Annotated in this window: 17 protein-coding genes; 7 read left to right on the top strand and 10 right to left on the bottom strand. The window is 62.2% G+C overall.

Going from position 1 to position 19,119, the window contains the following annotated elements; all coding sequences use genetic code 11:
* Nucleotides 1–60: 60 nt before the first annotated feature.
* Nucleotides 61–429, top strand: coding sequence for a helix-turn-helix transcriptional regulator (locus F4827_RS11760; RefSeq protein ID WP_311735589.1), 369 nt, complete (start codon nt 61–63; stop codon nt 427–429).
* Here the strand turns inward: F4827_RS11760 and F4827_RS11755 are convergent.
* Nucleotides 318–1,754, bottom strand: coding sequence for a CHC2 zinc finger domain-containing protein (locus tag F4827_RS11755; protein WP_183724116.1), 1,437 nt, complete (start codon nt 1,752–1,754; stop codon nt 318–320). The genes F4827_RS11760 and F4827_RS11755 overlap by 112 nt on opposite strands.
* Before the next feature lie 135 nt (nt 1,755–1,889).
* Between F4827_RS11755 and F4827_RS11750 the strand changes: the two genes are divergently transcribed.
* Nucleotides 1,890–2,297: a helix-turn-helix domain-containing protein gene (locus F4827_RS11750; protein ID WP_183724342.1), complete on the top strand. Its 408-nt coding sequence runs from the start codon at nt 1,890–1,892 to the stop codon at nt 2,295–2,297.
* A gap of 14 nt (nt 2,298–2,311) precedes the next feature.
* On the top strand, nt 2,312–2,593 hold the full coding sequence (locus F4827_RS11745) for a SymE family type I addiction module toxin (protein WP_311673192.1): 282 nt from the start codon (nt 2,312–2,314) through the stop codon (nt 2,591–2,593).
* A gap of 35 nt (nt 2,594–2,628) precedes the next feature.
* Here F4827_RS11745 and F4827_RS11740 read toward each other — a convergent pair whose 3' ends face one another.
* From F4827_RS11740 to F4827_RS11730, 3 genes are read right to left on the bottom strand one after another with little or no spacing between them, the layout of a single operon-like run.
* A complete protein-coding gene (locus tag F4827_RS11740; protein WP_183724115.1) occupies nt 2,629–2,871 on the bottom strand; it encodes a hypothetical protein in 243 nt (80 codons plus the stop codon).
* Nucleotides 2,868–4,958, bottom strand: coding sequence for an RHS repeat-associated core domain-containing protein (locus F4827_RS11735; RefSeq protein ID WP_311673190.1), 2,091 nt, complete (start codon nt 4,956–4,958; stop codon nt 2,868–2,870). The genes F4827_RS11740 and F4827_RS11735 overlap by 4 nt, the downstream gene beginning before the upstream one ends.
* Entirely contained in the window at nt 4,915–5,511 is a 597-nt protein-coding gene (locus tag F4827_RS11730) for a contractile injection system protein, VgrG/Pvc8 family (protein ID WP_221303663.1), read from the bottom strand. The genes F4827_RS11735 and F4827_RS11730 overlap by 44 nt, the downstream gene beginning before the upstream one ends.
* Before the next feature lie 608 nt (nt 5,512–6,119).
* Here F4827_RS11730 and F4827_RS11725 point away from each other — a divergent pair.
* On the top strand, nt 6,120–6,644 hold the full coding sequence (locus tag F4827_RS11725; protein ID WP_183724113.1) for a nucleoside 2-deoxyribosyltransferase: 525 nt from the start codon (nt 6,120–6,122) through the stop codon (nt 6,642–6,644).
* A 32-nt stretch (nt 6,645–6,676) separates the two neighbouring features.
* On the opposite strand, the gene F4827_RS11720 is transcribed toward F4827_RS11725, so the two are convergent.
* Both F4827_RS11720 and F4827_RS11715 read right to left on the bottom strand, forming a co-directional pair.
* Complete coding sequence (locus tag F4827_RS11720) at nt 6,677–8,344, bottom strand: S10 family peptidase (RefSeq protein ID WP_183724112.1); 1,668 nt, start codon at nt 8,342–8,344, stop codon at nt 6,677–6,679.
* 159 nt (nt 8,345–8,503) lie between these two features.
* Nucleotides 8,504–10,102 (bottom strand): protease pro-enzyme activation domain-containing protein, encoded by a 1,599-nt coding sequence (locus tag F4827_RS11715; RefSeq protein ID WP_183724111.1) that lies wholly within the window; start codon nt 10,100–10,102, stop codon nt 8,504–8,506.
* Between the two features lie 365 nt (nt 10,103–10,467).
* On the opposite strand from F4827_RS11715, the gene F4827_RS11710 reads away from it, so the two are divergent.
* Nucleotides 10,468–11,568: a BMP family ABC transporter substrate-binding protein gene (locus F4827_RS11710; RefSeq protein WP_183724110.1), complete on the top strand. Its 1,101-nt coding sequence runs from the start codon at nt 10,468–10,470 to the stop codon at nt 11,566–11,568.
* Nucleotides 11,569–11,610: 42 nt separating this feature from the next.
* The gene (locus F4827_RS11705) at nt 11,611–12,126 is read left to right on the top strand and encodes a nucleoside deaminase (protein WP_183724109.1); all 516 of its coding nucleotides are present in this window, start codon (nt 11,611–11,613) and stop codon (nt 12,124–12,126) included.
* Nucleotides 12,127–12,197: 71 nt separating this feature from the next.
* Here F4827_RS11705 and galU read toward each other — a convergent pair whose 3' ends face one another.
* Both galU and F4827_RS11695 read right to left on the bottom strand, forming a co-directional pair.
* Complete coding sequence (galU, locus tag F4827_RS11700; protein ID WP_183724108.1) at nt 12,198–13,088, bottom strand: UTP--glucose-1-phosphate uridylyltransferase GalU; 891 nt, start codon at nt 13,086–13,088, stop codon at nt 12,198–12,200.
* A 334-nt stretch (nt 13,089–13,422) separates the two neighbouring features.
* Nucleotides 13,423–13,566 carry a hypothetical protein gene (locus F4827_RS11695; protein WP_183724107.1) on the bottom strand — a complete coding sequence of 48 codons (144 nt, stop codon included), beginning with the start codon at nt 13,564–13,566 and terminating at the stop codon, nt 13,423–13,425.
* A gap of 269 nt (nt 13,567–13,835) precedes the next feature.
* Here F4827_RS11695 and F4827_RS11690 point away from each other — a divergent pair, with 269 nt between their 5' ends.
* Nucleotides 13,836–14,993: an acyltransferase gene (locus tag F4827_RS11690; protein WP_183724106.1), complete on the top strand. Its 1,158-nt coding sequence runs from the start codon at nt 13,836–13,838 to the stop codon at nt 14,991–14,993.
* A 129-nt stretch (nt 14,994–15,122) separates the two neighbouring features.
* Here the strand turns inward: F4827_RS11690 and F4827_RS11685 are convergent, their stop codons facing one another.
* Both F4827_RS11685 and F4827_RS11680 read right to left on the bottom strand, forming a co-directional pair.
* Nucleotides 15,123–17,630: a glycosyltransferase family 4 protein gene (locus F4827_RS11685; protein WP_183724105.1), complete on the bottom strand. Its 2,508-nt coding sequence runs from the start codon at nt 17,628–17,630 to the stop codon at nt 15,123–15,125.
* Complete coding sequence (locus tag F4827_RS11680; RefSeq protein ID WP_183724104.1) at nt 17,627–19,093, bottom strand: flippase; 1,467 nt, start codon at nt 19,091–19,093, stop codon at nt 17,627–17,629. Before F4827_RS11680 ends, F4827_RS11685 begins: the two co-directional genes overlap by 4 nt.
* Nucleotides 19,094–19,119 lie beyond the last annotated feature (26 nt).

Below are 19,119 nucleotides of genomic sequence, written 5' to 3'. Positions count from 1 at the left end.
TTTTTATGCTACCGTATATGATAGTATTGAGCAAGCAATCCAGATAGGGGTCTTACAGTGATGGCTGTCTTGTCACCTTGGTTTTCCAACATGGAATTTCCAGAGCGCCTGACCGCACTCCGTAAGGCGCGCGGTCTTACCCAACTGGCTCTTGCTGAAGCCATCGATCTGTCCGTGTTGCAGATCCGCCGCTATGAGAGCGGCAATTCACAGCCCACGCTCGACGTCATCCGGCGTCTGGCCGTTGCGCTCGGCGTGAGTTCAGATGCGTTAGTTTTTGATGAAGGCGAGCGCGGCCCCGATGACGTGCTGCGCTATCAGTTTGAGACCATCGCACGCAAGCACTCGCCCGCGCCGTTTGCCACACTCGCCAGCACGTTCACCTTCAGCACGCCCGTTGCCTTCGCATCGAATCCGCGCACGCGGTAACGCACCGCGCCGAACGTGAACACGATCTCCGTTTCGCCCACCTCGCACGCCACATCCAGCGCGGGCGCGGCAGGCTCCACGCTCGCGGGTAGCGCAGGAATCACAGGGTGTGATTTTTCTGGCGCCACCACTTCAACCGCCTCTTTAGCGGCTAATTCAGCGGCTAAAGAGGGGGCGTCTTTCACGACTGCGGCAACATCAGGCGTGGAGGTGCGCGCCGGAGCTTTCCCGTTTCCCATCCATTCTGCACTCCGTATCAATGCTCCGAGGCTTTTCGAGGCAGGCGTGACCTTCAGCGCGTATTCATTCGGGTCCAGACCGTGCGGCAGCTTCAGCCGGTAACAGCCGAAGCCTTCGGCCATCAGCCGTTCGGCCAGCTTGACAGCCCCTGTTTCGCCTGCCTCGTCACGGTCGAACGCGATGATGGCGCGCTCCACGCCCGAGGCCCGCAATAGCGCCAGATGATCGTCCGTGAACCCTTCCACGCCGAACGCCGCCGTCACGTTCGCATACCCCGCGCACCAGAACGTAAGCGCATCGATGATCGCCTCGCATACGATCACCTCTTTCTGGCCGCGCAGCCCTTCAGCGTTGAACACGCCGCGCCGCGGCCCAGGCAGGTACAGGTGCTTCGGCAGGTTGCGCGCCTGGTTCTCCACGATCTTGCGACCGTACAGGCCCGCCACGTGTCCCGACTCATCGAACCACGGAAACACCACGCACCCGTTCAGGTGCTCGTGGCCGCTCTCGCGCAGCACGCCCACCGCCTGCAACCGCGTGCGGATCGCTTCGCCAGCGTGCCGGTTTTTCTCGGGCAGACGCAGGCCCAATGTCCGGTTCGCGTAGCCGAGCCGGAAGTGATCGACCGCGCCGGCGATGCCGCGCTTCTCCAGATACGCCAGTGCCTCGGGCGAGGCCTTCAGCGTCTGGTGGTAGTAATCGACCACCTGCACGAGCAGCGACGCATCATCGGCCTGCGCCGACACCGGCGCTTCGAGCGCGCGTACCGTCGAGTGCTTCACGCCCGTTCTGGCGGCTAAGGAAGGAATGCCTTCGCGCAGCAGCTCCACCGCATGCCGGAACGACACGCCGCTGGCCTTCATGACCCAGTCCACCGGGCCACCGCCCGCGCCGCACCCGAAGCAGTGCCACAGGTTCTTCGCGGGCGTGACCACGAGCGAGGGCGTACTGTCCTCATGGAACGGACAGCGGGCGCGCCAGTCCTTGCCTGACTTCGCGAGCTCGATACCCTGCGCGCGCACGAGCTGCTCCACCGACACTTCCACCTTCAGCAGCTCAAGCTCCTGATCTGCAATGCGCGCCATGAATCCGTCCTTCGGCTAAAAACCTGTCAAGACTCTCAATTGATATTTTTATGCTACCGTATATGATAGTATTGAGCAAGCAATCCAGATAGGGGTCTTACAGTGATGGCTGTCTTGTCACCTTGGTTTTCCAACATGGAATTTCCAGAGCGCCTGACCGCACTCCGTAAGGCGCGCGGTCTTACCCAACTGGCTCTTGCTGAAGCCATCGATCTGTCCGTGTTGCAGATCCGCCGCTATGAGAGCGGCAATTCACAGCCCACGCTCGACGTCATCCGGCGTCTGGCCGTTGCGCTCGGCGTGAGTTCAGATGCGTTAGTTTTTGATGAAGGCGAGCGCGGCCCCGATGACGTGCTGCGCTATCAGTTTGAGACCATCGCACGCATGCCCGAGCAGGAACAGCAGCTCGTGCGTGGCGTGCTTGATGCCTTGATACTCAAGAATCAGGTGGCGGGTGCAATGGCGCGCGTCACCGAGAGCGAGAAGCAACCCGCGCGCAGAACGCGCAAAGCGGGCAGCGAAGAGAAGAGATCGCAGCGGTAAACGAAGCGCGGGCCGTGAGTGCTACCAACACTCACGGCCCGCTGACCACCACCAACTCAATCAGGGAGTTGATCATGGCTGATGCCAATCTTAATGCACGTCCACCCGTCACGGAACGCTTCGTGACCATCCAGCAGTCGCAACGCCATCAACGAAACTGGCGAAGCCGCACCACGCCGCCGCTTTATCCGTGGATGAAGCTCGCAGGGCGATGGATCGAGCACGCGGGATTTGAAGCAGGGCAGCGTGTAAGGATCAGCGTTGAACATGGGCGGCTGACCATTACCGCCGAGTAAACACACGAAGGGCCGCGTCAGCGGCCCTTCGTTCATTACCATACTCGCATGTTGGAAGAGCAGAAGCCGGACACGATATCCATAAGCTCTAGAATTCTGTCTTCAGCATCTTCAGCGGCGTTACTCCTCATTGCATCAAGCATTTCATACACAGACGCCGAGCCAAATCCTTTCTCCCGATATTTCACCAAGATAGTCCGCATCAAGGCAAGATCGAAATCTTTCTCTATTGCATCACGCAATTCTTTATCCAGAACGCTATCAAGTTCGGCCATCATTGTTTCACCCATTTTTCACGAGTCGAACCAAGTGCCGATTGGTAATCGGATAAAGACATGCTTGTGCTTGGTTGGATAGTGCCATGCGTAGCACTATCTTGCACATATTTTAAATTTTTCGGGAGATTCGCCGTGTTTAAACGGCAGGCGCAATCTTTCCCAGTGCCGCCTAGATTTGAAGGGCGCCTATGTGGTGGAAGATTACTTGCTGATTCTGGCGCAACTGAAATTCCGCCTGTGTCTGGATGAACCATCCCACTGGAGTCAACCGGAATATCTACACCGGGGCGCGCACCAAGCCCGCGCGCAGTCGGTTCCGCGACAGGGAGGCCATCGCCTCCAGTCTTCATTGCCCGGTAGACATCTATTCCCGAAAGCCCAAGCGGATCAATCCACTGCACCGGATTGGGCGCATATTGATACGCGTTGATCCCTCCTAGCAACCCAATCGGATCCTTGCTGATGAACCGTCCCGTGCCAGGATCATAATACCGATGGCGGTTGTAGTGTAGCCCCGTCTCTTCGTCAAGATACTGCCCCTGGAAGCGGATTGGGTTTTCCGCCTCAGCCGGATCGATCTTGCCGTAGGGTGCGTTCCGTTTCCCGCCCCACGCCTTGTACCGCGCGAGCCACACCACTTTGCCCGACGCGTCCACCAGCTCCTGCGGCGTGCCCAGGTGGTCATTCTGGTAGAACAGCGTCGCGTGCCGCGTCTTCGCCGGAACCTGCACGAAGCCGCCATCCGTACCGGTCGCGAGGAACGCCGGTTCCACCAGCCTTTCATCGAGCCGCGCGAGCGGCACGAACGTGCCCGGCTCGTGCAGGTACAGCGACGCTGCGCGCCATTCGTGGTGCGTGTCGAGCGTGTGCATGCGCTGCGCGACCGGCAGCGAATACGCATCTTCCGGGTCCTCGCGAACGATCTTCGACCGTCGATATTCGGGGCCGCGATAGATGGGCTCGCGCTTAACCGGCAGGTGGAAGCGCTCCTCCATCAGCAGCACATCGCCGTCCCACGTGAAGAACGTTCGATCGATCTCGCCATTGGCCCGCGTTACATTCTTTTTCGTGCGCCGTCCGAACGCGTCGTAACCGAAGCTGACTTCCAGCTGAGGCCGCACGCTCGCTTCGATGAAGCGGACGCCGCCGCTGTCAGTCGGCTCCATGCGCGGCAGTTCCTCTGCCTTCGGCGGCTTCGCGTAGCGACTCGCCTGTGTCAGCCGGTTCGCGGCGTCATAGCGGTACAACCAGGTCGTGCCGTCCGGTTCGACCCGGCTGGCAAGGTTGCCGCACGCGTCGTAGTCATAGCGCGTGCGGTTCAGTTCCCGGAGCACATCGCCCACGCAACGCGGCAGTGACTTCTCCCACGCCTCGAGCTTGCGCCTGTCTTCGTTGCCGCGCGCGTTGTAGCGCAACGGCAGCAGTCCGTCCGGATTCGCGCGCATCCACGCTTCGTCCTCGGCCGCCTCGCGGGCCCGGCGTTCGGCCAGTTCCGCAGGTGTCTCAACGACCGGCCTCGGTGCGACCTTTCCGGGGTCGACCGGATTGCCCGCGCGGTCGAACGCGAACACTTCCGTCAGATCGGGTGTCACCGACTTCAGCAGCCGCCCGACCGGGTCGTAGGTGTAATCCGTCGCGCCGCGGCTGTGATCCTCGATGCGGGTGAGGTGCCCCGCCGCGCTGTACGAGAGCCGCCACTCGGCGATGCGATCATGCGGGCTCGCTGCGTTCGCCGGTTTCGCCACGAAGCGCGTCAGGCGTCCCATCGGATCGTATTCACGCGTCTGGCTGAACGCCGCATGCGTGCGTCCTGTCTCGCGGTGAAGCTGGTCGCGCTCGAAGTCCACCAGCGGCGCGCCGTCGAGCAGCACGCCGTGAACGTGGCCCGAGCCGTAGCGCAGCCAGTCAATGGTGCGGGTGTTCGGCAGCACCGTTGCCGTGCGGTTGCCGAGCGCGTCAAACGTGTGGCGCGTGACCGTGAGGTAGTCCAGCCCGGAGTCGGCGCTGAACTGCTGCTCCTCGGCGATGACATTGCCCGCGTCGTCATGGTGCAGCCGGACGGTGCTGCCCTCGGTCTGCGCCGTCACGAGCCGGCCGCGTGCGTCGTAATGGAAGTGTTCCGAAACCTTGCGCACGCCCGCGTTTTTTGGACCCTCCATCGTGCGTGCGGTTATCGAAGTCCGCGAATACCTGATTGAATTTGTGTTCGCCCAGAATCTGCTGGATGATTTCCGGCTCGCTCTTGTCAAAGAAAAAGCGCTGGCGCGGCATGTTGCGCAATAACGCCAGACGCGATTCAAGCGTCACTTCGTACATCGTCTGATCGTGATTGCCCGCAAGCTGCGCGAAGCCGGTAATCACGCCGTAGACCTTGCGCGCGTCCTCGGGCGGATCCCAAGTGTTTGCGCGCGGCGGCTGGATGACGAACGCCGCCGTTTTCATGATGAAGTCGCTGCGCGGCAGGTCACGCTGCGGGTGCGTGAACTGGATCACGTATTTCGTTGGAACGCCCATGCCGCGCGTGCCTGTGAACGCATAGATGTCGGCCTGGGCGGCGCTCGGCGATGAGGGAATGTCGAGGCTGTAATACTGGTGAACGTCGATACCTGGACGCACCACTAATGGATCGCGTGAATTCAAGTGTGGACTCCTGACAGCACATAACGGAACATCCGTTGCGCAGTTTCAGGATCGTTCCCCGGCTTTCGTTAGGAAAAAATCAGATTCGGGCTAAAAATTTGGGCTGAATGACAAGCCGCAAAATAGTCGGGGAATTCGCCGGGAATCAGTTGACAAGACGCACCAGCGGTCACGCGCGAATCACCCGCGCAGAAGGCGGGTCATGATGGCCACGTCGAACCCTGCACGAAGAACGGCCAGCGCCGCAGTGCGGGCGGCAGTTCGCCCATAACGACCGGCGCGAGGGTGGCAATGAGTTCGAGAAGGCGCGAGACCGCGCACAACGCCCGGCGTGAGCTTCGATGAGATCAGAGAGGATATCCGCGCGGTCCCGGCCGGGCGCACTCCCGCTGATGACAGCTTTGGTGTCTGCGAAGAGTCGGTCTCCTTGTCTGGAGAGGCCCGACTCACACCACGTAGGAATGGGTGGGGGGCGCGTGACAAGGTTGCAGGAAATGGAACAACTTCGCTCAATCTGCATCGCCCGGCAACCGCACGCTAGAATCGGCTTTCGGGTTTCACGGTATTCAAGCCGTATATCGAAACACTCGTCTGGAGGAACACACGTGATGACTCTTGCCACTTCGCCGCGCCGTCCGCGCGTCTATCTCGCGGGCTTCGACGTGTTTCGCCTCGACGCGGTCGAACACGGCGCGCGTCTGGTCGCCGCCTGCGCGGAATTCGGCTTCGAGGGGCTTTATCCGCTCGACGCGCAGGTGCCCGCCGATCTGGACGGCCCGCGCCAGGCCGCCTGGATCTATCGCGCCAATGTCGATGCCATTCGCAGCGCCGATATCGTCATGGCCAACGTCGATGACTTCCGCGGGCCCGGCGAACCGGACTCGGGCACGGCCTTCGAGATCGGCTTCGCCGCCGCGCTCGGCAAGGAAATCTGGGCCTACACCACGGATCAAGGCGCGCTGAGCGAACGCGTGCCCTCGCAGCCGGGCGCGCAGGGACGCGTGTGCGAGCGGGGTTATCTGGTGGAAGATTTCGGTCTGCCAAAGAATCTGATGATCGCCTGCGCGGCGCGCATCGTGCAGGGCGACGCGCGCGCATGTCTGGAGGCGATGGCGCGCGGGCGCCTCGACTAGCGCCTGGCGCCGCGCGGCCCTGCTCCACGCACTCAATGATGCATCGCGCTCAGCGTGCTCATGCGCTGCAACGCGCGAATGCGCGCGATCGCCGGCTGGTCGGTCACCGCGCTCTGATAAAGCTTCGTCAGATCGGCCTTGAGTGCGGTGCGCGAGGCGCCATCCAGATAGACCATATGACCTGATGGATAGAAACGTGCGCTCAGGTTATTGCGCACCTTCTGGTCGAGCAACGGCATCTGCTGCAGGTCGATCACGGTCTGATAGAACGGCGTAACGAAGTCGTAATAGCCATTCGCGGACAGCACGCGCAGATCGGGATTGAGCGCCATCACAGCGGCCAGATCGCCCGCCGTGTAGAGAACGATATTGCCCTGCGCATCCAGGCCTTTTTGCGCGCCGGTTGGATCGATATGGCCGAAGTCCCAGTTCTTGAAGGCCTGATCGTTGAGATCCGTAAACGACGAGTTGGTGCGGAACTTCAACTGCTCATTCAGGTAGCTGTTCCACATCGCCGTGTAGACGCCGCTCACCGCCGTCATGGTTGGATCATTGCCGCCCGAGTTCGGATCGATATTGCCGGCGATACCGGTATCGATGGCCGTCACGCGACCGTCGTAGGAGCCGAGCGCCACGCCCTTGTCCTTGAGCAGCGAGGTGAGAAACAGCGAGTTGCCGCGGCTATCGTAGGCCGCGATATCCAGATTCCAGGATTCGAGCGTTTGCGTATCGATGCCGGTGTATTGCGAAAGCGTCTTGAGCGTGGCGGGCAGCGCCGCATTGTCCGGATCGGGGAATTTTTGCAGCGCGAGCCGATAATCGGTGCGCGCAAATTGCGCGACCTGTGCTGCGAAGGCGTCCAGATCCTTGGGCGCGGGCTTCACGCCCAGTCGTTTGTGGTACCACGCATCGGCTGCCGCCGTGGGCAGAGCGCCCATCGGGTTGCCGCTTTGCGTGTAGTCGAGAATCGACGATTGCAGCGTGATGCCGTTGAGGTCCACGCCGTCCTCGTGCAGACGATACGCGAGCACGCAACTGCGCGCCGTGCCATACGATTCGCCATAGAGAAACTTCGGCGAATTCCAGCGATCGTTCGCGCTCAGATAGCGCTTGATGAACTGCTTGAGCGAATCCGCATCCTGATCCACGCCCCAGAAGTCGCGGTTGTGATGCGGCGCGATCGCCGCCGAATACCCTGTTCCAACCGGGTTGATGAAAATCAGGTCGCTGCGGTCGAGCAGGCTGTCCGGGTTGTCTTCGACCGTATAAGGGGCGGGCGGCGTGAAGCCCGGCATCGAGGTCTTGATGCGCTTGGGCGCGAACGAGCCCAGCAGCACGAAAACGGACGATGATCCAGGCCCACCGTTATAAAAGAACGTCACGGGACGGTCCTGCGCCTGCACGCCGTCCCTGGTGAATGCCACGTAGAAGATCCTGGCGTTCGGCTGCGAGCTGCTCGGGTCCACGGTGACGAGATGGCCCGCCGTCGCGGTGTAGGCGATCACCTCGCTGCCGATCTGGATCACGTGATGCGTGATCGCCGCGTTCTCGGTCACGTCGGTGACGAAGTCGTCGGGGCCGTTGCCGTAGGCGGTGGGATCGAAGCACGGCTGGTCGGCCGGGCTGCGGTGCTTGCCATTGCCTCCTGCCGGTCCCGGCGCATGGCCGTTTCCTTTCGTGGAATGAGCCTCGTCGTTCATGTCGTCTCCTTGCTCGCATGTTTCGCTTCGGAAATTTCCGAAGCGCCTCCGATACCATCGGAAACAGGAAGCCAGCACTGCCGGGCGCTGCGACGCGCTGCCTCGACATCGCGTGCGCGCGCCCACGCTGATGCTATACCGAACGCGCCAAAGGACGCGCTATGCCAGCGCGGCGGCCACCTTCGTACCCACGGGCGTACCCAGCCCCGTGCAGGCGTCCCAGCCCGGCGCGGCGGCATAGTCGCCGTTATTGCCGCTCGTGACGTCGTTGAAGGCATCGGCTTGCGCGTAGAGTTTCGCGTTGACAAAGCCGGCCGCCTTGCCTGCGTTCGCGTTGATGCGCGCAATCAGCGCGGCCCATAGCGGCGCGACGGCGCTGGTACCGCCCACCACCGTATCCGCGCCGCCGATGTGCACCGCATAACCGCTGGCTGGATCGGCATCGCCAGCGACATCGGGCACGCCGCGCCGCACCAGCGCGCCCGCGCCGCCGCTCGCCCGCACGAGTCGCAGGCCCTTTTGCCACGTAGGCAGCGCGAAGGTGATGCTGACGCCGCCGCCGGTCGCGCCATTGTCACCGGTACTCCAGACCGTTTCGCGCGAGATGCGCCCATTCGCCGCCGTCACGTGCGTGCCGCCGCAGCCGAGCGCGTAGGGGCTCGACGCCGGGAAATCGACATGGTCCGCACCATCGCTCACACCGTCCGAGGAACCGCTGTCGCCCGAGGCCGCGCACACCGTCACGCCCAGCGCCACCGCGGTCTGCAGTGCGTCGTTGAGCGCACCCAGCGACTGCTGCGACCACGACGATTCCGGCGCGCCCCAACTGATCGAGATGACCGTGGGCTTGCGCTGGCTGTCGTGCAAGGCGGCGCTCACGGCATCGACGAAACCGGCCTCGCTGTTCGGCGCGAAATAAACGGCTATAAGCGCGGCGGGCGCAAGCGCGCCGGCAATCTCCACGTCCAGCGTGACCTCACCGTCCGGGCCGTTGGGGTCGCCGGTGGGCGCATTCTTCATCTGATCGACCGAGACGTCCTGCACGTTGGGCTGCGGCACGCCCAACGCGCTGAAATAGGCCTGCAGATCGCTTTGCGCGTAGCCGCCGCCCATTTCGATGAGCGCGATGCATTGGCCCTTGCCGTCGCCGTCGGGGAAACCGTAGAGCTCGGCCAGTTGCAAGGGGGTGAACGCGTTGTTCGCCGCGCGCGCCGCGCGGATCGGCTCGTGGATCGGACTGTCGCCGGGCGAGGCGGATTCGATGCGGAAATGCGGCTGCACCTTCGCGCGGCTGTCCAGACCCACCACCGCCGTGACGATGTCGTGCATATCGTCGGGCAGATGCACGGGGCCAACGGGTTGCCGATAGTGCTGCTTGAGCTTGCCGCTTTGATGCTCGAAGCGCTGCAGATCGACGCCGAACGCGTCGTTGTACTGCTGCACCGCGCCCGACAGCACGACGCGCCGCGCGCCCGCATCGGCCTTCACGACCGTGAGGCCGTGCGCCCTGGCGAAATCCCCGGCGCGCTTCACATCGGCGGCCGAAGCGCCGAAGCACTGCTCGTAGTCGGCACGCGAAACCGGCTGGGCGCCCTTGGCGCCCGCCGTGATGCCGTCCACCAGCGCACGGAAACCCGCTTCGTCCTGGCGGCGCAGGATCAGCACGACGTCGAAATGTTCGGTGGGGTCGCACGCGCCGATGCATTGTGCGCCGGCCGGCACGGGATGGTCACTGCCTGCCACGGGATGCCTGGTCATGGCCGCTTCTCCTTTGCGCTTCTTTGCGCTTCTTTTCGATAGGCGCGCCCCCTCGCGAGCGAGGCACGAGCCGGATTGTGCAGGTTCCACGCGCCGCGCGGGTCGTGCGTGTCCTGGCGACGCCTGGCACAATTCATCGCGCATCGCCCCAGGCTGGCCTGCTGGCAGTGCGATACACGCAAACCGGTCTGCGGCGCGCAACCCGCGTGCCCGCCCGCTCGACTCACTATGGCTTCGGAAATCTGTCGCGCTCGCCTTTCATATGCTTTTTGTTATACAGACGATAACGGCAACAAATATTTCCCCAATATTTGGTTCGTGAAGATGGCTCCCATCGCACGCAGTTTGCCCCTTCCGGAGAACCCATGAAAGCACCCAAGACGCGCGTCCGGCGCGCCTGCGCCACCGTCCTCACCGCCTTGTTCGCCGCCCTCACGAGCGGAATCGGCCACGCCGCCACCCCGCCCGTGGGCGTCGCCTTTGTCTACCTGGGCAATCCCGGCGACGCCGGCTGGACCTACGCGCACGAACAGGGCGTGAAAGCGGTCGAAGCGCAGTACGGCGACAAGATCAAGGTCACGCGCGTTGAAAACGTGCCCGAGTCCGCCGATTCCGAACGCGTGTTCCGCGACCTGGCCGCGAAAGGCAACAAGATCATCGTCGGTTCGAGTTTTGGCTTTCAGGACTTCGAATTAAAGGTCGCCAAGGATTATCCGGATGCGGTTTTCATGCACGCAACCGGCTACAAGAAAGCGCCGAACTTCGCCACCTATGACGTGCGCACCTATCAGAGCGCCTATCTTGCGGGCCTCGTGGCGGGATACACGACCAAAACCAATACGTTGGGCTTTGTCGGCTCCGTGCCGGTGCCCGAGGTCGTGCGCAATATCGACGCGTTTACGATGGGCGCGCGTTCGGTGAATCCCAACGCCAAAGTGAAGGTCTTGTGGATCAATAGCTGGTTCGATCCGGGCCGCGAAAAACAGGCCGCCGAAACGCTGATCGGCCAGGGCGCGGATGTGCTGATCCAGAACACCGATTCCACCGCCACGATGCAGACCGCCGAGCAGAAAAAAGTCCACGCCTTCGGCTGGGATTCGGACATGAAGAAGTTCGGTCCCAATGCGCAACTGGGCGCGTGCGTGAGCAACTGGGGCGTCTATTACTCGCATCTGGTCCAGCAGGTGATGGCGGGCACGTGGACCAATGCGCCGGTCTGGTGGGGCCTCAAGGAAAAGGCCATCGATCTCGCCGATATCAATACCGGCGCCGTTTCGCCCACCGCGCAAAAGGCGCTGGCGGCGAAGCGCGACGATATCATCGCCGGCAAGTTCGATCCGTTCGCGGGCCCGATCAAGGATCAGGGCGGCGCGATCCGGGTGGCGGCGGGCAAATCGCTCAGCGATGCGGATCTGCTGCGCCTTAACTGGTTCGTCGAGGGCGTGGACGGCACGGTGCCGAAATAAGCCCTAAAACCGGCGCTAAACGAAACATGCAGGAGACACCCAATGAGCAGCAACATGCAGGCCGCACCGCGTAGCGCACCCACGCACGAGCAGATCGTGCGTCACCTGCGCCGCGCGGCGGCCGTGGGCGAGCGCGCCGCGTCGTTCGGCCACCATCCGTTCGGGGCGATCCTGGTCGGCCCCGATCACGAAACCGTGTTGATCGAGCAAGGCAACGTGGATACCATCAATCACGCGGAATCCGTGCTGGCGCGTATCGCCGCGATGAATTTCAGCGCGGATTATCTGTGGGACTGCACGCTTTATACCTCGGTGGAACCGTGCTGCATGTGTGCTGGCACGGCCTACTGGGCCAATATCGGCCGCGTGGTGTTCGGCATGACGGAGCAAAGGCTGCTGGAAGCGACAGGCAATCACGCGGAAAATCCCACGATGAGTGTGTCGTCGCGTTATGTATTCGATCACTGCCAGAAGCGTGTCGATCTGATCGGCCCCGTAGCCGATGTGGAGGACGACGTGATGCGCGTGCAGCGCGCGTTCTGGCAAACGCACGCGTAATGGGAGTGCGGTGCGTGCTGTTGCAGCGCGCGCCGCTTTTCCATAGTCAGACCTGCCAGGTCACCTAAGCCTTAGGCCGCTGCGGCCAGCGCCTGCGGCAGATGATTCTGCAAATAAGCTTCGAATTCGTCCTTCACCTCCGGGTGACGCAGCGCGAATTCCACCGTGGCCTTCAGATAGCCGATCTTGCTGCCGCAATCGAAACGCGTGCCCATATAGCGATAGGCCAGCACCTGCTCGTCCGTGAGCAACGATTGCAGTGCATCGGTCAGTTGCAGTTCGCCGCCTGCGCCCGGCTTCAGTGCGCGCAAGTGGTCGAAGATGGTCGGCATCAGCACATAGCGCCCTACCACGCCCAGATTCGAAGGCGCGACTTCCGGCGCGGGCTTTTCGACGATGCCGGAAAGCTTGAACACATCCTCCTCCCACTCGCGGCCGTCCACGATGCCGTATGAGGCGCTGTTTTCACGCGCGATGGATTCCACGCCCACCACCGAACTGTGATAGTGGTTGAAGGTATCCACCAGTTGGCGCATCACGGGCTTCGGGCTATACAGCAGGTCGTCGGCGAGAATCACGGCGAACGGGCTGCCCTGTACGAGTTTTTCCGCGCACAGCACCGCGTGGCCCAGACCGAGCGCTTCAGCCTGACGCACGTAGAAGCAGTCCACGTTAGACGGCTTGATGCTGCGCACGACGTCGAGCAGCTTTTGTTTGTTGCGCGCTTCGAGTTCCGCTTCGATCTCGTACGACTTGTCGAAATGATCTTCGATAGCGCGTTTGCTGCGGCCGGTCACGAAAATCATTTCGGTGATGCCGGCGGCGATCGCTTCTTCCACCGCGTACTGAATCAGCGGCTTATCGACGATCGGCAGCATTTCCTTGGGGCTGGCCTTGGTGGCGGGCAGAAAGCGCGTGCCAAGTCCAGCTACAGGAAATACCGCTTTGGTTACTTTTAGCATGATGTCCATTCCCAGTTCGATCGTTTGAGTAACGGTCTCGCAGCAAGGCAAGCCGGCGTCCCCGAGGGTTCTGTTGGGCAGTTTTTATATTGAATGCGTCGGCATCGTTGCGCTTCGTACTGCCTTGTTTTACCGCATTTCCATTTCAGCAATAAAGAAATGAAAAAACCAGAATGTGAAGCCGATGGCGCAGAGCAGGCAGAACGGCGGAAATTATTGCCATGCGCGCCGGATAACCGGCATGAATTTCCTGATCCGGTTATCGATAGGCTAATGAAGAAATTAGCCCATCGATTCGAATAGCGACGCAATGACAATGTCATGCCCGCGCAGTCTACTCGACTTCATCGACGGGCGGCAAGCGGCCCGCCTGCGTGCGCGAACGCCGGATCGGCTCGTTGCGCAGCGCCTCGCGATACGCCGACACCGCGACGAGTATCAATAGCACGGCTATGCCGGCCAGCAAATGCAGGTTCATCGAAATCTCCATCGACCATAGGCGATCCCCTAAAAACTAGCAGTTCAAATTGAACAAATAAATCGCTTTTGCGTTACAAGGTTTTATTTCCCTATTTCGACTCGATCAGCCAATTTTTTCTTAACGCTGCTGTTTCAGCCAATAAGCGCTATGAATACTTTTTGAAAAACTTTTGCATAATTTCCTCGCGCGAGATCCCTATGATCGTGAACTAGCCTCCCCTCAGAGCCACGAACGCCATCCCGGCCTACTTCACGCGACCTGTCAAGATGAGCGATCCCGCACTCGAAACCATCCTGCCGCCTGCATCTGTCATGCCTGCCGCCGCTGCACGGCCCGCAGCCATCGCGGGCGACCATCTGATCGATGCGCTGCGCGGCTTTGCCGCCCTGCTGGTAGCGTATTTCCATTGCCGCCAGGTCACCTGGATCGGCATGGGCGCCTTTCATCAAATGCACGCGAGTCTGGACAGTCCCGGCACGATCGCCGCGTGGCTCACCTTCCCGATTGCGTGGGGATCGGCGGGCGTGCCGATTTTTTTCGTCATCAGCGGCTACTGCATTCATCGCAGCGGGGCGTCGCGTCTGCTCGCCAATCCTGACTACCGGCTCGACGCCGGGCAATTCTGGCTGCGCCGCCTCGTGCGGATCTACCCGGTGCTGCTCGCGGCGCTCGCGCTGACCTTCGTGGCCGATTCGATCAGCCTGACGATGACGCCGGTGAGCCACAAGATTCTCGATATCGGACCGCAGGCGTTCCTCGTCAATCTGTTCTCGCTGCAAGGCGTGGCCGGAAAGACTTACGGCTCCAATGGCGCGCTCTGGACGCTGTCGCTCGAAGTGCAGTTCTATCTGCTCTACCCGCTGCTGTTTGCCGTGCGCCGCCGCGTTGGCCTCAATGCGGTACTCGCGGGCGTTGCCGTGATCAACGTGGTTTCGGCATTGACGCTCGCGCCGCACGACATCGTGCTGTTTACCTCGTACTGGTTCTCGTGGATGCTCGGCGCCTGGATCGTGGAAGCGCGTCTGCGTGGCTACGAAGGCTTTCGCTTCGCCTATGTTGCCGCTGCGGCACTCGCCGTGGCCGGTTGCGTCGCGTTCCATTTCGGCCAGTACGGCGCGTTCCAGCTCTGGGCCGGCGCGTTTGCCTGTTATCTCGTCAAGGCGCTGTCGCGTCCGCTCGCATCGGGAGGTGTGCTGATGCCGGTATTTTCGAAGCTCGGCGAATTCAGCTATTCGCTCTATCTGATCCATCTGCCGCTTTTCGTACTGCTCGGCTCCTGGCTGTTCCGCTCGGAACTGCAAACGTCGATCTGGGTTTCGTTTGGCTTCACGCTTGCAGTGTTGCCGGTCGCATGGGTCTTCTATCGCCTGTTCGAGCGCCCCGCGCTCAATCTTGCGTCCCGCTTGCGCAAGCGCGCGGCTTAACGATTCAGTCGCTGAAAGCAAGCGGGGCCGCCCATCTGGCGGCCCCGCTTTTTTACGCCTGCTTCCTCTTTTGCGCCGCTATTTACCGTGCTTCTACCCGCCGCTATCTGATTGCCGCCTCGCGCACCCTCAGCGAGCGCGCATCACTACCCCGTCCAGCACACGCCCCACGGCTTCCACGTACTGCTCCTTGCCGAAGCGTTCACGCGCAACCGCCAGACCGTTACGCGCCAGCCGCTCACGCAAGGCTTCGTCGTCATGGAGCGCCGCAATCGTCCCGGCCAGCGCCACAGCGTCACCCGGCGTGCACATCAGCCCGGTCTTGCCGTGTTCGATGATCTCCCTCACACCGCCATCGCGCGAAGCCACCACCGGGCGCTGCGCCAGCATCCCCTCCACCACCACGCGGCCAAACGGCTCGGGCGTGATCGAGGTGTGCGCGACCACGTCCATCGCGCGCATACAGGCAGCGATGTCGTGACGGAATCCAAGGAAATGCACGCGCTCCTGCAGTTCGTGCTTGACCACGAAATCGCGCAGTTCCTGCGCATATTCGTCCTCGCCGAACAGCGGCGCGCCCACGAGCACCGCATGCGCGCGCGGCTCGTGCAGTAGCGCTTCGAGCAGCACATGCTGGCCCTTCCAGCGCGCGAGGCGGCTGAATGCGCCCACCAGAAAGGCACGTTGCGGCAGACCGATCTGCGCACGCAGCTGATCCCTGGGCACGCGTGCGAGCGCACGGAACGGCGATTCGTCCACGCCGTTGTGCACCACGTCGATCTTATCGGAATCGAACTTGGTCAGATCGGCGAAGACCTGTGCCGAAGCGTGCGAATTGGCAATCACGTGCGCGAGACCCAGCTTTGCGCACCCCTTGATGATCGCGCGCTGCACCCGCCCGAAATGCTCGTCGCTGACGATATCGCGCAGATGCCAGACCACCGGCTTACGCGCGAGTTTTCCGGCGAGCACACCGATCACCATCGCACGCTGCGTGTTGGCGTAGAGCACGTCCGCCTTGCGTGCACGGCGACGCGTCTCGCGCACCAGTGCGGCCACGCCCGCGAGCACGCCGAACTTCGGCACCGCACCGGCGTCACGACGCACATTGCGCAGCGCTCCCGAATCGATCACGTCCACGCGTGCGCCCGCAGCGTCGAGTGCTTCGCGAAACGGCCCATCGTTGAACAACAGCACTTCGATGCGCGCGCGCAAACCCTTCACCACTTCAAGCAGCGATAATTCCGCGCCGCCCAGCACGCCGCTCTGGTCGATCGCCAGCACACGCGGCGCGCTTTGCAGCGCGGCGGCTTCGATCGCTTCCTGCATGCGCTGAGGATCGCGATACGCCGGACCGGCCGCGGCAATGGCCGGAACCGCGCGCGCAACGCGCGCAAAGAATTGCTCGCGGAAATGCGCCGAAGAAAAGCGCTCGGCATTCTCGCGGCAATCCTCGGCGCGAAAACGGCTGGGATCGCGCTCGAAGGTTTCCACCGCAGCAATGATCGCCTCCGCGCGCTGCTCCTCGAAGAACAGGCCGGTGGGACGCGAGCCGGTATCGCGCACGGTTTCGAGCGCCCCGCCCTTGCCGTAGGCAATCACGGGCGTACCGCACGCCTGGGCTTCCACCACCGAAATGCCGAAGTCCTCCTCCGCCGCGAACACAAACGCTTTCGCGCGGCGCATGCGATCATGCAGCACCGAAAATGGCTGATAACCCATCACCTCGACGTTCGGGCCAGCCTTCGCGCGCACCTTCTGCATATCCGGGCCATCGCCGATCACCACCAGGCGCTTGTCCGGCATGCGCGAAAACGCCTCGACAATCAGATCGATCTTCTTGTATGGCACCAGTCGCGAAGCGGTGAGATAAAAATCTTCCTTGCGCGTTTCGAGTTCGAACGAATCGACGTCGACCGGCGGATACACCACTTCCGCGTCGCGCTGATACACCTTATGGATGCGTCGCGCGATGAATTCGGAATTCGCCACGAACTGATCGACCGAATTCGCGGTGCGCACATCCCAGTTGCGGATGTAGTGAAGAATCAGCCGCGCGAGCATCGATTTCGGTCCGCGCGTGAGATGCGACTCCTGCAGATACTGATGCTGGAGATCCCACGCGTAACGGATCGGCGAATGCACATAGCTGATGTGATATTGGTCCGGCCCGGTGAGCACGCCCTTGGCCACGGCATGCGAGCTGGAAATAACCACGTCGTAGCCCGAGACGTCGAGCTGCTCGATGGCCAGCGGCATGAACGGCAGATACGCGCGATAACGCGTACGCGCCTTCGGCAGCCGCTGAATGAACGAGGTGATGGCGCGCTTGCCGCGCAGGAACTTGCGCTCCTTGTCGTCGACGAAATCGACCACGGAGAAGAGGTCCGCGTCCGGAAAGCAATCGATGATCTGCTCCAGCACCCGCTCGGCGCCCGCATAGGTGACGAGCCAGTCGTGCACAATGGCCACGCGCGGCTGGCGTCGCGCTTCGCGCTCGACCTCGGGTGCGCCTTTGCCAGCCGTGGTGTTCACGGCGCGCAATCCACCGCGCGCGGTGAACGTATTTTCGCGCCGTTGCAGCGGCACGGCGGCGCGTTCGGACGACGCCGCTTCGTCGATCAATTCGTGACTCATGCGCTTTTCCGTGAATGTAGTCGAAACAGGAGGGAACGGACATAACCACGCAGGACTGGCGTGGTGGCCACCGACCAGACGCAGTTGGCGAGGGCCAGCACGACGCCCGCGCCGATCGCATACCACGCGTCCGGCAGCCACCACGCAATCGCCAGCGCGGCAGCCAGAAAACTCAGGTGTGCAAACATATCGACGACGATCGCGCGGCTCTGAATGCGTGACAGCCACAGCAGCACCACGTAGTCGAACAGCGAACGCAACAGCACCGCGGCAGCTGCGCCCGGCAGGCCAAAGCGATCGATGCCCAGCCACAGCAAGCCGGCGAACAGCGGCAGTTCGATCAGGCCCACGCGCGCAGCGGCGGCGGGATTGTTCTGCGACTGGATCAGAATGCGCGTGACGCCGGCCTGCCCGATCAGCCATACGGCAACGATGAGGAAGCGCCCGACGGGCGCCCCGTGCCCGGCGATCTCCTGGCCCACCCACACCTTCAGGAAAGGCTCCAGCACGACGATCGCGCCGATTGCCACCGGCGTGAACACGGCATTGAGAAATTGCAACGACTGCGCCGCGATCTCGTCCGCATGTTCGCGGCGCAATGCCGAAAGACGCGGGAACAGCGTGCGCACCAGCGCGTTAGGCACCATGTTCAGTCGCGTGACGAGGTTCTGCGGCACTGTGTAATAGGTCACGAAACGCGCGCCGAGGCCCGCGCCCAGCATCATGCGGTCGAGTGAATCGGCCACCATCGTCGTGATGCTGGCGATCAGCATCCAGCCGCCAAAATTGAACAGCGCTTTAGACGTATCGAAACGTGGCCCGCGAATCTGGCGAATGCCGAGCACGCGCAACGCCGACCGCCCCAGCAGCAGACCTGCGAAAAGGCGCGCGAGCACGGCGGCGGCCAGCACGGTCTGCAGATTCGGTGCAATCGCCCATGCAGCGCCCAGCGGCAGCAACTGGAACAGAAACGTGCCGAGCGTCTGGTTGGTGTTGTAGATGCCAAAGCGCTCCGCGCCGTTGATCGCCCCCGCGAACACCCACGACACATTGGCGATGGGAATCGCAATCGCGAGCCAGGGCAGCGCGAGATACACCTCATGACGCAATTCGGGCGTGACGTGCGTGAAATACGCCGTATACAGCGCGCCTCCCGTATAGATCAGCAAACCGCCAATCGCCCCGGTCGTGAAGTTGAGCCAGAACGCGCTCCAGAACACGCGCTCGCAGGCCTCGCTGTCTTTCGATGCGTAGGCCTTCGAAATATGGTTCTGCGCGGCCATGCTCATGCCCAGGTCGAGCACGCTGAAATAGCCGATCAGCGTCCAGACGAGTGCGATCACGCCATAGCGTTCGACGCCGAGCATCTTGATGTAGGTCGGCACGGTGACCAGCGACACGAAGGTCGGCAGCACCAGGCCGACCAGATTGATCGCGACGTTGCGTAATAAGCCTTTATCCATGCGGTTTCCTGTAGCGTGCGGTTGCG

It is taken from the genome of Paraburkholderia bannensis, from assembly GCF_014200455.1.
In the GTDB taxonomy this organism is placed as follows: Bacteria; Pseudomonadota; Gammaproteobacteria; order Burkholderiales; family Burkholderiaceae; genus Paraburkholderia; species Paraburkholderia bannensis_A.
Note: the sequence above shows the minus strand (reverse complement) of the source record. Positions and strands in the feature narration are given on the sequence as shown.

What these genes read in the sequence shown, in the direction of transcription:
- F4827_RS11690 (WP_183724106.1), top strand. Translation starts at nt 13,836, where the DNA reads ATGAGCGATCCCGCACTCGAAACCATCCTGCCGCCTGCATCTGTCATG.
- F4827_RS11680 (WP_183724104.1), bottom strand. Translation starts at nt 19,093, where the DNA reads ATGGATAAAGGCTTATTACGCAACGTCGCGATCAATCTGGTCGGCCTG.
- galU (WP_183724108.1), bottom strand. Translation starts at nt 13,088, where the DNA reads ATGCTAAAAGTAACCAAAGCGGTATTTCCTGTAGCTGGACTTGGCACG.
- F4827_RS11695 (WP_183724107.1), bottom strand. Translation starts at nt 13,566, where the DNA reads ATGAACCTGCATTTGCTGGCCGGCATAGCCGTGCTATTGATACTCGTC.
- F4827_RS11755 (WP_183724116.1), bottom strand. Translation starts at nt 1,754, where the DNA reads ATGGCGCGCATTGCAGATCAGGAGCTTGAGCTGCTGAAGGTGGAAGTG.
- F4827_RS11750 (WP_183724342.1), top strand. Translation starts at nt 1,890, where the DNA reads ATGGAATTTCCAGAGCGCCTGACCGCACTCCGTAAGGCGCGCGGTCTT.
- F4827_RS11705 (WP_183724109.1), top strand. Translation starts at nt 11,611, where the DNA reads ATGAGCAGCAACATGCAGGCCGCACCGCGTAGCGCACCCACGCACGAG.
- F4827_RS11725 (WP_183724113.1), top strand. Translation starts at nt 6,120, where the DNA reads ATGACTCTTGCCACTTCGCCGCGCCGTCCGCGCGTCTATCTCGCGGGC.
- F4827_RS11715 (WP_183724111.1), bottom strand. Translation starts at nt 10,102, where the DNA reads ATGACCAGGCATCCCGTGGCAGGCAGTGACCATCCCGTGCCGGCCGGC.
- F4827_RS11710 (WP_183724110.1), top strand. Translation starts at nt 10,468, where the DNA reads ATGAAAGCACCCAAGACGCGCGTCCGGCGCGCCTGCGCCACCGTCCTC.
- F4827_RS11740 (WP_183724115.1), bottom strand. Translation starts at nt 2,871, where the DNA reads ATGATGGCCGAACTTGATAGCGTTCTGGATAAAGAATTGCGTGATGCA.
- F4827_RS11760 (WP_311735589.1), top strand. Translation starts at nt 61, where the DNA reads ATGGCTGTCTTGTCACCTTGGTTTTCCAACATGGAATTTCCAGAGCGC.
- F4827_RS11720 (WP_183724112.1), bottom strand. Translation starts at nt 8,344, where the DNA reads ATGAACGACGAGGCTCATTCCACGAAAGGAAACGGCCATGCGCCGGGA.
- F4827_RS11685 (WP_183724105.1), bottom strand. Translation starts at nt 17,630, where the DNA reads ATGAGTCACGAATTGATCGACGAAGCGGCGTCGTCCGAACGCGCCGCC.